We start from the raw sequence: 15,390 nt of genomic DNA, 5'->3' as shown, positions 1-15,390 counted from the left end.
TAATTAAGAAGTTTGCAGAATAACTAACTCAAATAAAAATAATATGAGATCGAAGTTCAAATGGATTTTTACGCTATTGTTAGCGTTATCAATGCAGTTTTCGTTTGCACAAGAGAAAACTGTAACAGGTGTAGTTTCAGATAAAACTGGACCATTACCGGGTGCTAATGTTGTTGTTAAAGGAACAAAAAACAGCACACAAACAGATTTTGACGGTAAATTTACCATCAAAGCAAAAGCAGGAGACGTTTTGGAAGTCTCTTTTACTGGATATTCAACGAAATCTATTTCAGTAGGTGCTTCTAATACGTACAATGCATCGTTAGATGAGGCATCAACTGCATTGTCGGAAGTAATTGTTGTTGGGTATGGTAAAACTACCAAAGAAGCTTACACTGGAACTGCAACAAAAATTAAAACTGAAAATTTAGAAGCTAAAACAGTTTCTAACGTATCTCAATCACTAAGAGGTGAGGTTGCTGGTGTTAGCGTTATTACTGGTAGTGGAGCTCCGGGTGCTGATGCTACAATACGTATTCGTGGTTTTGGATCTATTAATGGTAACCGTGCACCTCTATATGTTGTGGATGGAGCTCCATATAGTAGTGATATTTCAGCAATTAATCCAGAGGATATTGCAAACATTACTGTTTTGAAAGATGCTGCGGCTACATCTATTTATGGTTCTCGTGGAGCTAATGGGGTTATTTTGATTACAACAAAGCAAGGTAAAGCTGGTAAGTCAGTAATTTCGGTTGATGTAAAAACAAGTGTTAATAGTTTTTCATTGCCTAATTATGATGTTCTTACTTCGCCTGAAGAGTATATTGGTTTAGCTTGGAGTGAGTTGAGACAAAATGCATTTTTAAGTGGTAATCCAAATCCAGATGCATATGCAAGCAATAACTTGTTTGATAGTACTAATGCTATTGGTCTTGATCCTGCGTATAATATGTGGAATGTTCCTGGTGACCAAGTTATTGACCCTGCAACAGGAAGGGTGGCTACTGGAGTTACTCGTAGATACACGCCAACTTCATGGAAGGATACTGCTTTTGGTACTGGATTTAGAAGTGAAGCAAACGTTCAATTTAGCGGTGGAAATGATAAAACTAAATATGCAACTTCGTTTGGTTATTTAGATGATAAAGGTGCGGCTGTAAATTCGAGCTACAAACGTTATACTACTCGTTTAAATTTAGAAAGCAAAGTTAATGACTGGTTCAAAATAGGAGGTAATATGTCTTACTCTGGTGGTAGATATATGCAAACAGACGGCGCTGACCAATCTACTTCTGTAAACTTATTTTCTTACACTGTTGGTGCACCTCCAATTTATGATCCATATTTGAGAGATGCAGCTGGAAATCTAGTGGCAGATCCATATTTTGGAGGCTATCAGTTTGATTTTGGTAATGGTGATAATGGAAACCCTGTGAGAAGGTTTTTAAACAACTCAAATGGAATTGCTGAAGCTACTTTGAATAAAGAGCAAACTGACGCAAGTACATTTTTGGGTAATTTTAATACTGAAATCAACATAACGAATTCGTTGGATTTTGAAACACGTTACAGTGGACAATATGAAACAAATGATGCAACAAGTGTTGGTAATCCATTTTATGGGCAAAACGCAGGTAGTGAAGGTTCATTGTTTATAACAAAAACTAAAACGACTAATCAGAACTTTTTGCAATTGTTGCGTTTTAACAAAAGTTTTGCTGGAAAACATGGTGTAGAAGCTTTTGTGGCGCATGAATCTACAGAGTACAGATATGATATATTATCAGCAGGAGCAACTGGAGCGGTGGTTCCTATGGCTGAATCGCTTTATCAATATACTACAGAATATGCCACTCCTACAAACTATAGATTAGGTTGGACACTAGAAAGTTATTTTGCTCAGTTAAACTACAACTATCAGCAAAAATATTTTTTGACAGCATCTGCTCGTAGAGATGGTTCTTCTCGTTTCATTAATAACAAATGGGGTACTTTTGGATCGGTTGGATTAGGCTGGGTTGTTTCTAAAGAAAGTTTTCTAGCGAAATCAAGTACTATTGATTATTTAAAATTAAAAGCCAGTTATGGTATTATTGGAGATCAAGGAACATCTCTTCAATATGGTTTTAGAATTTACAATCTTACACCACTTACAGGAGGTATTTTATATACTCCAAATGCTACTCGTCCTAATCCTGAACTTACTTGGGAGACATCAAAAATTGCACAAGTTGGTTTTGAATCATCATGGTTTGATCGTTTAAATCTAGATGTAGATTATTATGTTAAAAACACTACAAATTTATTTTTCGACAATGCACTCCCTGCTTCTTCAGGTTATACCAACATTCAGATAAATAGTGGTAAACTTCAAAACAGTGGTTTAGAGTTTGACATTAACTATCAACTATTGAAAGGAAAAAATGCGGATGATTTTAAATTATCTCTAGGAGTAAATGGAGAAATGTTGAAAAGTAAAATGGTAGATATGCCTGAAGATTATACTACAGGCGAAGAAAAAATTTTCCAATTTGATCCTAATACCGGTCTTGCGGCTTTAGTTAAGGGACATTCTTTATACGAATACTACATGAGAGAGTGGGTAGGAGTAGATCCGGCAACAGGATTAGGAATGTATAATTTGTATTACAATGATGTTAATGATGATGGTATTTTTAATAATGGTGATGAGGCTATTGGGAATTATACAAATTTCTTAAATGATCACCCAGATGCTAATGTTATGAGAACAGTAACCAATAATTCATCTATAGCTACACAAAAATTTACTGGGAAATCGGCTATACCTAAAGTAAGAGGTGCGTTTCGTTTAAATGCAAGTTATAGAAATTTTGACCTTACTACTCAGTTTGGTTATAGTTTTGGAGGTTATGCTTATGATAATGGATATGCTACATTAATGCAGACTGGAGACCAAATTGGCTCAAATAACTATCATGTTGATATACGTGACAGATGGCAACAACCAGGCGATATAACTAATGTGCCTCGTATGTCTGCGGGATTTGCGACTGAAGATACTTATTCAAGTGCAACCTCAACACGTTTTTTAATTAAATCAGATTATATTGCATTTAACAATGCAAAATTGGGTTATACACTTCCTAAAAGTTACGCTGATAGGTTAGGTCTTTCAAAATTCAATGTGTATATATCTGGTGATAATTTAGCCCTTTTTAGTGCAAGAAAAGGATTTAATCCTCAAACTTTCACAAGCACTAGTGGTATAGGTGGTTATATTCCAATGACTACATTTAGCATCGGATCAAAAATAGAATTCTAAAAAAAAATAAATATGAAAAAAAGTTTAGTTTACTTATTAATTGCTACTTCAATTTTAGGAGTTGGTTGTAGCGAAGATTTTCTTGATCCTGTAAGAGATACAAGAGTTTTAACGGCTGAAGAAATTGCTGCAGCAGCAGAGTTTAATCCTGGTATTATTCAAGGTGGTATCGATGGTTTGTATAATTTCTTAATAGAACCAGGAGGAGTTGCTGGTACAGGTCGTCATTATGATTTAGGACAGAAAGGAGTTGATATTTGGTTAGATATGCTATCTTCAGATATGGCGCTTTCGTCTAACTCATATGGATGGTATCAAAATGTGGCTAATGTAATTTCAACTGTAGATTTTACCCGACAAGAAAATACTATTATTTGGACATACTATTATAAAGTTATTAGTACTTCTAATGAAATTATTGGCCAGTTGGGTGGTAATGACGCCGTGCCTTCATCTGTTGAAACGCGTCATCAGTATGCTCAAGCTAAAGCAATGAGAGCCTATGCCTATTTTTATTTGGCACAAATTTTTCAACGTAACCATGATTTATCACAACCTATTTTGCCATTTTATAATGGTACTAGTGCTGATACTGCTGCAAAAGTTCCTGCATCTCAAATTTATGCTCAAATAGAAACTGATTTGTTGCAGGCAATTGATTTGCTAAGTGACTTTACTCGTCCTTCAAAAGACAAAATGGATGTATGGGTAGCAAAAGGACTTTTGGCATATGCTTATGCTGCACAAGGTAATTATGCATCAGCAAAAACTGTATCTGAAGAAATTATAACTTCTAGTGGATATGCTTTGACAACTAGAGGTCAGTTAGCTTTTCCTGGTGCAGGATCAGGTTTTAATGATATAAGTACACCATCATGGATGTGGGGCTTTGATTTGACTGAAGAATTAGGTCATCAGCTAGTTGATTGGTGGGGACAAATTGATTACTTTACCTACAGTTATGCTTGGGCAGGAGACAGAAAATCTATAGATACAGGTTTATTGGCTTCTATACCAGCAGGTGATATAAGGAGAACTCAATTTGGTACTACGGGGACTACTAACAGAATGCCAATTAATAAGTTTTTTGACCCTGCTAGAGTTGCAGGTCAGCAATATGTAATCACAACAGATCTTATTTTTATGAGATTGGATGAGTTTTATTTACTAAGTGCTGAAGCTTCAGCAAAAACGGGTGATGAAGCTACTGCAAAAAATAGATTGAAAGACCTTATGGCTATCCGTTTTGCTGGTGGTGCTGCAGCTGCAGCTGCCTATGTAGATCCTTTGAGCGGTCAAGCTTTAAAAGATGCTATTTACTTGAATACCCGAATTGAAATGTGGGGTGAGGGTAAATCGTACTTAGCTATGAAGCGTAATGAAGCAACTGTAACTCGTGGTACAAACCATGTGTTCCGTTCTGGTAGCTCATTTGTATGGGACAGTGATGAAATGTCATTCCAAATACCTCAATCCGAAATACTTAATAACCCAGCTATTACTGGACAGAACTAATTTTTAATTTTAAAAATAGATTATGAAAAATTTAAAAAATAATTTTTTGTTTGTTGCTTTCTTAATGCTTTCAATAGTGTTAGTAAGCTGTGAGAAAGATGGGACTGAAAGTACGTTGAAGAATTATAATTATATTTCTTTAGAAGCACCATCATCAAAATTGGTTAGCCTTTATCCTGATGAGACAGGATCGGTTGATTCAAAGGTATATGCTTCTATGGCATCTAGTGTTGATAGAACTTTTAATTTAGTAGTTGATCCAGCAAGCACACTTAATGCTAGTTATTATACTGTGCCTGCTAGTGTAACTATTCCAGCCGGGGAATTGGTTGGTACGTTTACTGTCGGAATTACAGGTACAAACATTGGTAATGGAAAGAAACTTATTGTTGGTTTAGAACAACAAGAAGGTACTGATATTGGAATTAACGCTTTTACAACAACACCTGTTTACGAAGCTGGTTCATCAATACCAAGAAATTATGTTAATGTTGTTACTACAGGTAAAATAACCTTCAATATTGAAGAAAGATGTGACTTTAATAAAGTGGCTGTAAGCATTACTTTTGATAATTACCCAGAAGAAACTGCTTGGGATTTACGTGACGCTTCTATGAATGTAGTTGCTTCAGGTGGTTTTAATGCTGCTGGAGATGCAATCACTGGATATGCTGCGTTAGGTTTTGCTGATCGTAGTACTTTTACATCTAATTTCTGTTTGCCAGATGGACAATATACTTTTACCATTTATGATGATTACGGAGATGGTATGTATACAAGCGCTACTGTTTCAGGTACCTATACTGTTAAATTAGGTGACACGGTATTAGCATCAGGTGGTGGAGATTTTGGTTTCTTACAAGAAACCACATTTACTCTTCCATAAATGAAATTATGTTTTATAAAAAACCGAAACTTTACGTTTCGGTTTTTTTTATTTAATTAACTCTGTTATTGATACTTTTTTTCTACTTTTGAAAAATTTTAATTTATATAAATAAAAACTACACACTTTATGAAAAAAGCAATTTTGTTTTTTTTAATATCCACTATCTCTTGTTTCTCTCAATCTAAAACAGAAATAGATTTAATTAAAAAAGAATATGATATAAATAAACTTAATCAATTAAATGAGAATATTTTAAGTTTAAAAACTCTTCGTGAGGAAAAAATAAAAAACTATTTAGATTCTAATTTAGCTGCAAAGAGAGAATATGTTGCAAATGGTACAAAATATTTGTTAGTTGATGTAATTGATAATAAACCTGTTTATACAGCAACAGATAATAGATTAAGTGCTATGGCTTCCAAAACCAATACGCTTTATCCGGGTGGTAATTTAGGTTTAAGCCTTACCGGACTGGGAATGAAAGTTGGTATTTGGGATGGCGGTTATGCCTTAAAGAATCACCAAGAGTTTATGACAGGGTCAGTTTCCAGAGTGACTACCCCGGATACTTCAACTCCTATACCAACTGCTGATCAACATGCAACACATGTTGTAGGTACTGTTGGCGCAAAAGGTGTTGCTACAAGTGCCAGAGGAATGGCATATGAAGTTAATTTAGCTTCTTATAATTGGACAAACGATGAGTCAGAAGTTTCCAGTGAAGCCGCTAATAACGGTTTGTTGATTTCTAATCATTCTTACGGTGTCCCAATTTTTAACGATAATGGCGAGCAGCAGGTAGGTGATTGGTACATGGGTTGTTACAATACTGATGCAACTCAATGGGATCAAATTTGTTATACTTTACCTTACTATTTACCGGTTATGTCCGCAGGAAATTCTGGTAATGAAACCTATTCAAATGGCTTGTATCCTGGAATAGATAAATTAACAGGTGAAAAAAACAGTAAAAATAATTTAGTTGTTGCAAATGCTAATCCAACAGTTAACCAATTTAATGGAACTTTGACTAATTTGGCAATTAATAGCTCAAGTAGCCAAGGGCCTTCTGATGATGGTAGAGTTAAACCGGATATAGCTGCTGATGGAACTAATCTTTACTCTTCAAGCAATGAAACTACCACAAGTTATGCTACTTTAAGTGGTACATCAATGGCATCTCCTAGTGTAGCCGGTTCTCTAATTTTATTGCAACAACATTATAATAATTTGCATGCTTCTTTTATGAAATCTGCGACTTTAAAAGGTTTGGTTTGCCATACAGCTTTTGATGATGAAAGCTCAATTGGTCCGGATGTTCGTTATGGATGGGGTTTATTGAACACGCGTGATGCAGCATTAGCAATTACTAATGCAAATAGTGCAACACCTATCGCAATTATTAATGAACTGAACCTTACTCAAAGCAGTAGCTATACTGTTAGAGTTATTGTTACGACTCCTCAAACATTAAAAGCAACGATATGTTGGACAGATGTTCCTGGTACTCCTAAAAACAACCAATTGAATTCGCCAAGTCCGGCTTTAGTTAATGATTTGGATTTGAGAATAACAAAAGATACTGAAGTTAATTTTCCATGGAAACTTGATTTAAGTTCACTTAACACAGGTGCTATTAAAGGGGATAACACCGTAGACAACGTTGAGAAAGTTGAAGTTGAAAATGCTACCGGGACTTATACTATAGAAGTTACACACAAAGGAACTTTAGATGGAGGATCTCAAAATTATAGTTTGATAGTTACAGGTTTTGATCAAGAAGATCTTGCTAATAATAATTTTTCAAGAGATCAAATTTTAGTTTACCCTAACCCTGTAAACGATTTGTTGCATATTAATAATGCTAGTAGTATTACCAAATATGAACTGTACGACATTCAGGGTAGATTGATAAAATCAGAAAATTTAACTAATCAAAACAGCATTAATATAGATACCTTTATGTTAATAAAAGGAGTATATATGTTAAACTTAATTACCGAAAATGGTAGTTTCGTCGAAAAGATTGTGAAAAAATAATCTTTTACTTTTGATTCGTTTTATTGTCCTTAATTTCTCATTACATTTGCCAAGTATAGCAAGCGTAATGAGAAATTTTTTTTTGTACAGTTTTTTTCTTTTTTCAATTAATCTTTTTTCACAAGGTAGAAATTTGCAAATGAGCGGCGGGCCAGCTAATGATTCTTTAAATTCTAATAAGAATAATAAAGCAGCAGTTGTTAAGAAAGGTACCTACGACCAATACAGAATTATCACTTTGCAAAGAGATACTACCTATGTTGACACTTCTTTAACCATCAAAAAAGAATACGAATACAACTATTTGAGAAAAGACATTTTCGGACTTTTGCCTTTTGCTAACGAAGGACATACCTATGCAGTTCTTGATTTTGGATTGAAAGATTTCAATTCGTTTCCCGAAATTGGCTTCTCTGGGAAACAGTTTAATTATCTTGGAGTTAAGGATATTAAATACTATTCTGTAGCAACACCGGTTACCGAGTTGTATTTCAAAACTGTAATGGAACAAGGACAATCTGTTGATGCCTTTATTACGGTTAATACTTCCGAACGATTTAATATGTCTGTTGCCTTCAAAGGATTGCGCTCTTTGGGAAAATACATCAACCAACTTTCAAGCACTGGAAATTTTAGGTTTACTTCAAGCTATAATACTTTAAACAAAAGATATTATTTGAATTTCCATTTCACCGGACAGGATTTTCTGAATGGGGAAAATGGTGGAATCACCACCATCGAAGATTTTGAAAGCGAAGACGGAGCATTTACAAACCGCGCCCGGCTTGAAGTATATTTAAGAGATGCTAAATCTTTTATGAAAGGGAAAAGAACTTTCTTTGATCATAATTTCAGAATTAACGGGAAAGAAGGCGACAACAATTTATACATAACACACCAATTCAATTACGAAAACAAATTTTTTGAGTACAATCAAAAAACGGTGCTGTCAAGTGTTGGAGGTACAGCTTTAAAACGTTTTGGAGATTCGTATGTTGCATCAAATATAAACGACCACACGCGTTACAACAGAATGTATAATAAAGTTGGCGCTATTTATGAAAATTCACTGCTTGGAAAATTCCAATTCTTTGTCGAAGACTTCCGCTTTAACTACTATTATGATAAAATATTGATTTTAGACTCTGGTACAATTCCAAGTGCTTTAAGTAACGAAATTAGTACGGTTGGCGGACAATATGACTACAGAAAAAACAAATGGAACGGAACGTTTACCTATTCCAATTCAATTACAAAACAACCGATGTCAAATTTTGATGCCAAACTAAATTATAAACTCAACGACAAAAACGAGTTTGTTTTTCGATACCAAATGGTAAATAAAATTCCGGATCATATTTATAATTTATACCAAAGTAGTTATGTTGGCTACAATTGGTACAATGATTTCAAAAATGAAAAAATAAATAATATCGAAGCTACTGCCAAAACCCAATGGCTTGACGCTTCGTTGCAAATAAGTTCTATCAAAGACCATCTGTATTTTAGTAACGATGCTACAGATGAAAGACAACAAATTATATCGCCAAAACAATACGATAAAGCCATTAATTATGTGTCGGTAAAAGTGAGCCGCGAGTTCAAATGGTGGAAACTGGCTTTAGACAATACGGTATTGTATCAGCAGGTTGATCAGGAAGAGGATGTTTTGAATGTGCCAAAAATAACGACCAGAAATTCACTTTACTTTACCAATTATTACTTCAAAAAAGCATTGTATCTGCAAACCGGTTTTACGCTTAATTATTTCACCAAATATTATATCAACGATTACAATCCGGTAACTACCGAAGCCTTTGTGCAAAGTCAAAGAAAAGTTGGCGATTTCCCAATGATTGACTTTTTTGTCAATGCCAGAATTCGCCAGACCAGAATCTTCTTTAAGTTAGAACATTTCAACTCCAAAATGACCGGGAATGATTTCTACACAGCACCAAATTATCCGTATCGTGATTTCATGATTCGATTTGGTTTGGTTTGGAATTTCTTCCAATAAAATTTACCAGAGTTTTTATATTCAATACCTTTACACCATAATTAAAAACGAATGAACTACGCAGAAAACATATTAGGAACTATTGGAAACACGCCATTAGTTAAGCTTAACAAAGTCGTAGAAGGAATTGATGCTTTGGTTTTGGCCAAAGTAGAAACCTTCAATCCGGGGAATTCTACCAAAGACAGGATGGCACTTAAAATGGTAGAAGACGCCGAAGCTGACGGAAGATTAAAACCAGGCGGAACCATCATCGAAGGAACTTCAGGAAACACCGGAATGGGATTAGCGCTTGCGGCCATTATAAAAGGATACAAATGTATATTCGTTATCACCGACAAACAATCCAAAGAAAAAATGGATATCCTTCGTGCCGTTGGTGCCAAAGTTATAGTATGTCCAACCGATGTTGAACCAACAGATCCGCGTTCGTATTATTCTGTTTCAAAAAGATTAAGCACCGAAATTCCAAATTCCTGGTACGTAAATCAATATGATAATCCATCTAATGCGCTAGCACATTACGAGCAAACCGGGCCTGAAATCTGGGAACAAACCGACGGAAAAGTTACTCATTTCGTAGTTGGAGTTGGAACTGGTGGAACTATTTCCGGAATCGGAAAATATTTAAAAGAAAAAAATCCAAATATTAAAGTTTGGGGAATTGACACCTACGGTTCAGTATTCAAAAAATACCACGAAACCGGAATCTTTGATGAGAACGAAATCTACTCATACATTACCGAAGGAATTGGAGAAGATATTTTACCAAAAAATGTTGACTTTTCGGTTATCGATGGTTTTACTAAAGTAACCGATAAAGATGCTGCCGTTTATACCAGAAAGATTGCTTTGGAAGAAGGAATCTTTGTTGGTAACTCAGCCGGAGCTTGTGTAAAAGGCTTACACCAATTAAAAGAACATTTCACTAAAGACGATGTCGTTGTGGTTTTATTCCACGATTCAGGAAGTCGTTATGTTGGCAAAATGTTTAATGATGATTGGATGCGTGAAAGAGGATTTTTGGATGAAGAAATTACAAAAGCTGAAGATGTTATCAAAGACCATAAAGACAAACCATTGGTAATTGTGCGCACAGAAGAATTGGTTTCACATGCTATTGAGCGTTTGAAAAAATATAATATTTCACAGATTCCGGTGATTGATACGACTGGTTTTGTGGGAAGCCTGGATGAAACCGATTTGTTCAGAAGTTATGTAGAAGACAGAAACATTGCCGAAAAGCCAATCCGCGAAATCATGGGTAAACCTTATCCAATAGTTAAGGCAAATACGCCAATTGAGGAAATTTCAAAACTAATCAATAAAGACAATCAAGCCGTTTTAGTTGATTTAGGTAATGGAAAATATCACATTATTACTAAGCATGATATTATAAGTTCTATTAAATAATTTTAGAAGCAAGAGACAAGAAGCAAGAAGCAAGATGTTGGCATTTATTTGTCTTTTCTCTTGCCTCTTTCTTCTTTTCTCTTTTTACTCTCCTATCAAAACTCCCGAAACATTCCACGAACTGAAACTGCTTCCTTCGGGTAAACCTTGTGGTATCTTAATTTGTATCGAATGTGTTCCGGCTTCTAAGTTTCCAAAATCTATAAAAATAGGATTCGTAACCGTTCCCGGACACCAATTGGCTCTGCTATAATCTGACGAAGATAATCCGTTAGGAAAATTTCCCGATGCCGGATTTGACAAACGATACGAACCACAATCTTGTCGCCAAGGCGTAAAACTAAAAGTCTCTTTTCCATCTAGTAGAATTGTATTTTTCTTTGGCACAAACTCATCGCCATTTTCCCAACCGCCATGACCGGTTGTAATATAACGAAGCTTACAATTTTTCATAGGTTTGTCTAATTTGAAAGTGACTTCCAAACCTTTAGCTGAACTAAACATCGTTCCATATTCCTGACCAGCCATTTCCATGATGTTATTGGTACAAAACAGTGACACAATCTGAGTTGGAATAACTTTACTTTCTTCTTCGTCATGAATCGTAATATTAGCTGAAACTTTGTGTCCGCCTTTGTCATAATTCCCAATGTTGATGCCAATCCAAACTTCCTGATTACTCAACAGCGTTCTCAAATCGGAAACATCTTGTCTGTACAAAACATTTTCTGCCCAGGTTTTATCTTTCAGTTGAAGCGTATTATATTGTTTTACTCCAAAAGGCGTATAAAAGCGCATCAATTCCACTACTGGATTGTAGTTTTCTGTAGCAACTACACCTTGGTATTCTTTTCCGTTTCCATTAGTATAAATCGGCAATGTTTTGGTACCGTTTTTCAAACCATCCAAAAAAGAAGTTGCTTTATCAGTCGGAATAATAAAAAAAGAACCCGTTCTGTCATATGCATCACCGTTTGATTGTTCGGTAACATCTACAAAAATCTGGCTGCCAACTTTTATTTCCGGAATCTTTACTTTTCTAACAGCAATTGTCCCGTTGGCAAAGCGAAGAATGGTATCATTCGATTTCGAAGCATCCGAAAAGTTGATGATTTGGTCCTTAAAAACATTGATAGTAGTGAAGCGACTTTTCCAAAGTAAATCTTTATATGTCAAGCCATCGACTATCTTTTTGACTTTTTGAAAATAGGGAAGCGCATCGATTTTTTGCACTTTGGTCGCCGTAATTACAAAGTTGCCGTTGCGTACCATTTCCAATACCAAACCCAAATTTTGTCCCAAAACTGTTGGTGAACCTTTGACTTTTAATTCATCGGTATACCAAAATTCAATAGTATTCGAATTGACAATTGTTTTAGCTTTTTTACAATTATAGCCAAGAATTTTTTTGGTGTCATTTAAATATTCAAAAGTCTGCTTGGCTAAAGAAACGCTGTCTTTAGTAGCAATAATCTCTGAAGCATTTAAAGTTGCCGTTTGATAAAAAGAGTTTGAACTTCTGTCCATAGTAGTTTCTTCAAAAGGAAAAGCAGCTTTTTGATTTCGGATACTTTCCGTACTCAATAAAGTATGATTCGCATTGGTAAAAAGCCAAATCGGATCCTGGTTTTCAATCAAGTTTCCATTGGAACTTTTGAGATAAGTGATTTTATATTTCTGAGAAAACACATTTACTGAAACCAACAGTAAAAACGTAAAAAGTAATTTTTTCATTACAAAAACTTTGAATATAAAAGTAATTTTCTTACTTTAGTTGAAAATTAGGAATCGTGAAAGAAGATTTTCTTCATTATATATGGCAATATAAGAAGTTTGACTTTTCTAACCTAACAACTGTTTCGGGAGAATTGCTTACGATAATAAATTGTGGAAATTATCTGCAACAAAGCGGACCTGATTTTTTTAACGCCCAAATTGTTTTAGGAAATCAAAAATGGGCGGGAAACATCGAAATTCACATCAAATCTTCTGATTGGTATTTGCATCATCACGAAAAAGATTCGAATTATGAGAATGTGATTCTGCATGTGGTTTGGGAACATGACACACCGGTTTTTAGAAAAGACAATTCCGAAATTCCGGTTTTGGAACTTAAAAACTATACATCGAAAAGGGATTTAGAAAACTATCAATCATTAGCATCGCCAAAATCATGGATTTATTGTGAAAGCCAAATTGCAACTATCGATTCTTTTGTTTTTCAAAATTGGCAGGAGCGATTGTTTGTTGAAAGATTGGAGCGAAAATATATTCCGATTGATCAAATGCTAAAGGAAACAGAAAATAATTGGGAAGCGGTTTTGTTTTGTATGTTGGCAAAGAATTTTGGTTTGAATACCAATGGAGAAACGTTTTTTAAAATTGCCAAATCGATTCCGTTTTCAATTGTTAGAAAAGAAAGTGCGGAAGTGGCAAATTTAGAAAGCCTGCTTTTTGGAACAGCCGATTTATTTCCGGTTGATGTTCAGGATAATTACACTAAAGATTTGAAAACCCGATTTGAGTATATTTCTCAAAAATACAAATTAAAAAAAATTGCTATTGAACCCGTTCAGTTTTTTAAACACCGACCTGATAATTTTCCGACGATACGATTGGCGCAATTGGCAATGCTTTATCACAAGCAGCAAAACTTATTTTCGAAAGTGATTGTCGCTAAAACGGCAAAAGAATTACATCAGCTATTCGATATTACAATTTCGGATTATTGGCAAACACATTATCAGTTTGACAGAGAAAGTCCAAAGAAGAAAAAACAGTTCTCAAAGTCGTTTGTCGATTTGTTGGTAATAAATACAATAGTTCCAATTCAGTTTGCTTATGCTAAAAGTCAGGGTAAAGAAGCGTCGGAATCTTTATTGGATTTGCTTCGGGAAATTGCTGCCGAGAAAAATATAATTATAGAAAAATTTTCCAATTTTGGAATTAAAGCCAGGAATGCTTTTGAAACCCAATCGTTGTTACAACTCAAAAATGAGTATTGCAATCAGAGCAAATGTTTGCAATGTGCTATTGGGATTCAACTTTTAAAAACGTAATTTTGATTTTTAAACAAAAACAATGTCAGTAGTAATCCAATTAAAATACTTCTTCGAAAAACACGGTTTTCATGTTTCTTCCCGTTTGGCGGATAAGCTTGGCATGCGGGCTTCCAATGTGCGTTTGTTTTTTATCTACATCACTTTCGTAACCGCAGGTTTGTGGTTTGGCGTGTATCTGACTTTAGCTTTTTGGATTCGATTAAAAGATTTAATCCGAGGCAAACGAACTTCTGTTTTTGATTTGTAACCTTTGGAAACAAATGATTCCATAGTAAAGTCTTTTTTAACGTATTCGAAAAGCCAACGAATTGGAATCCTATTGTTTTTTGGAATTATCATTTTGGTTCAGGGAATTTACTTTTTCTATGACTTTACGAATAAGAAAACCATTGACAAAGAACAATCCAAATGGCTGGCGCTTCAAAGTACAGTTGATAGTTTAAAGCTCGATAACAAAAATTACAAACCAACGATTTATCCTTTCAATCCTAATTTCATAACCGATTTCAAAGGCTACAAACTCGGAATGTCAGTTGAAGAAATAGATAGGTTATTGGCGTATAGAAAGCAAAATAAGTTTGTGAATTCGGCAGCCGAATTTCAAGCTGTGACAAAAGTTTCCGATTCTTTGTTAAAAGCAATTTCTCCTTATTTCAAATTTCCGGATTGGGTTAAAAACAAAAAAAGTAGCTTTCAAACATTTGCAAAAAAGGATTTTTCAAAACCATCAACAATTGTGGTTCTCGATATCAATCAGGCGACTAAAGAAGATTTGATGAAAATTTACGGCATTGGCGATAAAATTTCGGATAGGATTTTGGAACAGAAAGAAAAGTATGGTGCTTTCGTTTCAATGGAACAAATGGATGATATTTGGGGTTTATCACCTGAAGTCATTGAAAAATTGAAAGGTTCTTTTGTCGTGAAATCTACTTCAAATTGCAAAAAGATTAACATCAACAATGCTACTGTCAAAGAGTTGGCACAATTTCCTTTTTTCAGATATCAATTAGCAAAAGATATCGTTATTTACAGAACTATGAATGGAGACATTACCATTGAGGATTTGCCAAAAATTAAAGGATTTCCGTCTGAAAAAATCAAAATAATAGCCGTATATTTGGAATTCTAAAAAAAGAAGATAAAA

The 15,390-nt window shown here is 34.7% G+C and carries 10 protein-coding genes; 9 read left to right on the top strand and 1 reads right to left on the bottom strand.

The window, feature by feature from the left end; genetic code table 11:
• Nucleotides 1-43: 43 nt before the first annotated feature.
• The 6 genes from GS03_RS00475 to GS03_RS00450 all read left to right on the top strand — a co-directional run bounded on the left by GS03_RS00475 (nt 44) and on the right by GS03_RS00450 (nt 11,181).
• The gene (locus GS03_RS00475; RefSeq protein WP_136150620.1) at nt 44-3,307 is read left to right on the top strand and encodes a SusC/RagA family TonB-linked outer membrane protein; all 3,264 of its coding nucleotides are present in this window, start codon (nt 44-46) and stop codon (nt 3,305-3,307) included.
• 12 nt (nt 3,308-3,319) lie between these two features.
• Nucleotides 3,320-4,822 carry a RagB/SusD family nutrient uptake outer membrane protein gene (locus GS03_RS00470; RefSeq protein ID WP_136150619.1) on the top strand — a complete coding sequence of 501 codons (1,503 nt, stop codon included), beginning with the start codon at nt 3,320-3,322 and terminating at the stop codon, nt 4,820-4,822.
• 46 nt (nt 4,823-4,868) lie between these two features.
• Nucleotides 4,869-5,708 (top strand): DUF1735 domain-containing protein, encoded by an 840-nt coding sequence (locus tag GS03_RS00465; RefSeq protein ID WP_136150618.1) that lies wholly within the window; start codon nt 4,869-4,871, stop codon nt 5,706-5,708.
• Nucleotides 5,709-5,837: 129 nt separating this feature from the next.
• On the top strand, nt 5,838-7,751 hold the full coding sequence (locus tag GS03_RS00460) for a S8 family serine peptidase (protein ID WP_136150617.1): 1,914 nt from the start codon (nt 5,838-5,840) through the stop codon (nt 7,749-7,751).
• 139 nt (nt 7,752-7,890) lie between these two features.
• Entirely contained in the window at nt 7,891-9,768 is a 1,878-nt protein-coding gene (locus GS03_RS00455; protein ID WP_246034111.1) for a putative porin, read from the top strand.
• A gap of 51 nt (nt 9,769-9,819) precedes the next feature.
• The gene (locus GS03_RS00450) at nt 9,820-11,181 is read left to right on the top strand and encodes a pyridoxal-phosphate dependent enzyme (RefSeq protein ID WP_136150615.1); all 1,362 of its coding nucleotides are present in this window, start codon (nt 9,820-9,822) and stop codon (nt 11,179-11,181) included.
• Nucleotides 11,182-11,265: 84 nt separating this feature from the next.
• On the opposite strand, the gene GS03_RS00445 is transcribed toward GS03_RS00450, so the two are convergent.
• Complete coding sequence (locus tag GS03_RS00445; protein WP_136150614.1) at nt 11,266-12,915, bottom strand: PNGase F N-terminal domain-containing protein; 1,650 nt, start codon at nt 12,913-12,915, stop codon at nt 11,266-11,268.
• 56 nt (nt 12,916-12,971) lie between these two features.
• Between GS03_RS00445 and GS03_RS00440 the strand changes: the two genes are divergently transcribed.
• The 3 genes from GS03_RS00440 to GS03_RS00430 are packed head-to-tail and all read left to right on the top strand — an operon-like array spanning nt 12,972 to nt 15,375.
• A complete protein-coding gene (locus GS03_RS00440; protein ID WP_136150613.1) occupies nt 12,972-14,240 on the top strand; it encodes a DUF2851 family protein in 1,269 nt (422 codons plus the stop codon).
• A 22-nt stretch (nt 14,241-14,262) separates the two neighbouring features.
• Nucleotides 14,263-14,490: a PspC domain-containing protein gene (locus GS03_RS00435; protein ID WP_136150612.1), complete on the top strand. Its 228-nt coding sequence runs from the start codon at nt 14,263-14,265 to the stop codon at nt 14,488-14,490.
• A gap of 3 nt (nt 14,491-14,493) precedes the next feature.
• Nucleotides 14,494-15,375 carry a helix-hairpin-helix domain-containing protein gene (locus tag GS03_RS00430; RefSeq protein WP_246034109.1) on the top strand — a complete coding sequence of 294 codons (882 nt, stop codon included), beginning with the start codon at nt 14,494-14,496 and terminating at the stop codon, nt 15,373-15,375.
• Nucleotides 15,376-15,390 lie beyond the last annotated feature (15 nt).

It is taken from the genome of Flavobacterium sangjuense (assembly GCF_004797125.1).
GTDB lineage: Bacteria > Bacteroidota > Bacteroidia > Flavobacteriales > Flavobacteriaceae > Flavobacterium > Flavobacterium sangjuense.
This window is presented reverse-complemented; position numbering and strand designations above follow the sequence as displayed.

What these genes read in the sequence shown, in the direction of transcription:
- GS03_RS00475 (WP_136150620.1), top strand. Translation starts at nt 44, where the DNA reads ATGAGATCGAAGTTCAAATGGATTTTTACGCTATTGTTAGCGTTATCA.
- GS03_RS00470 (WP_136150619.1), top strand. Translation starts at nt 3,320, where the DNA reads ATGAAAAAAAGTTTAGTTTACTTATTAATTGCTACTTCAATTTTAGGA.
- GS03_RS00460 (WP_136150617.1), top strand. Translation starts at nt 5,838, where the DNA reads ATGAAAAAAGCAATTTTGTTTTTTTTAATATCCACTATCTCTTGTTTC.
- GS03_RS00455 (WP_246034111.1), top strand. Translation starts at nt 7,891, where the DNA reads ATGAGCGGCGGGCCAGCTAATGATTCTTTAAATTCTAATAAGAATAAT.
- GS03_RS00450 (WP_136150615.1), top strand. Translation starts at nt 9,820, where the DNA reads ATGAACTACGCAGAAAACATATTAGGAACTATTGGAAACACGCCATTA.
- GS03_RS00445 (WP_136150614.1), bottom strand. Translation starts at nt 12,915, where the DNA reads ATGAAAAAATTACTTTTTACGTTTTTACTGTTGGTTTCAGTAAATGTG.
- GS03_RS00435 (WP_136150612.1), top strand. Translation starts at nt 14,263, where the DNA reads ATGTCAGTAGTAATCCAATTAAAATACTTCTTCGAAAAACACGGTTTT.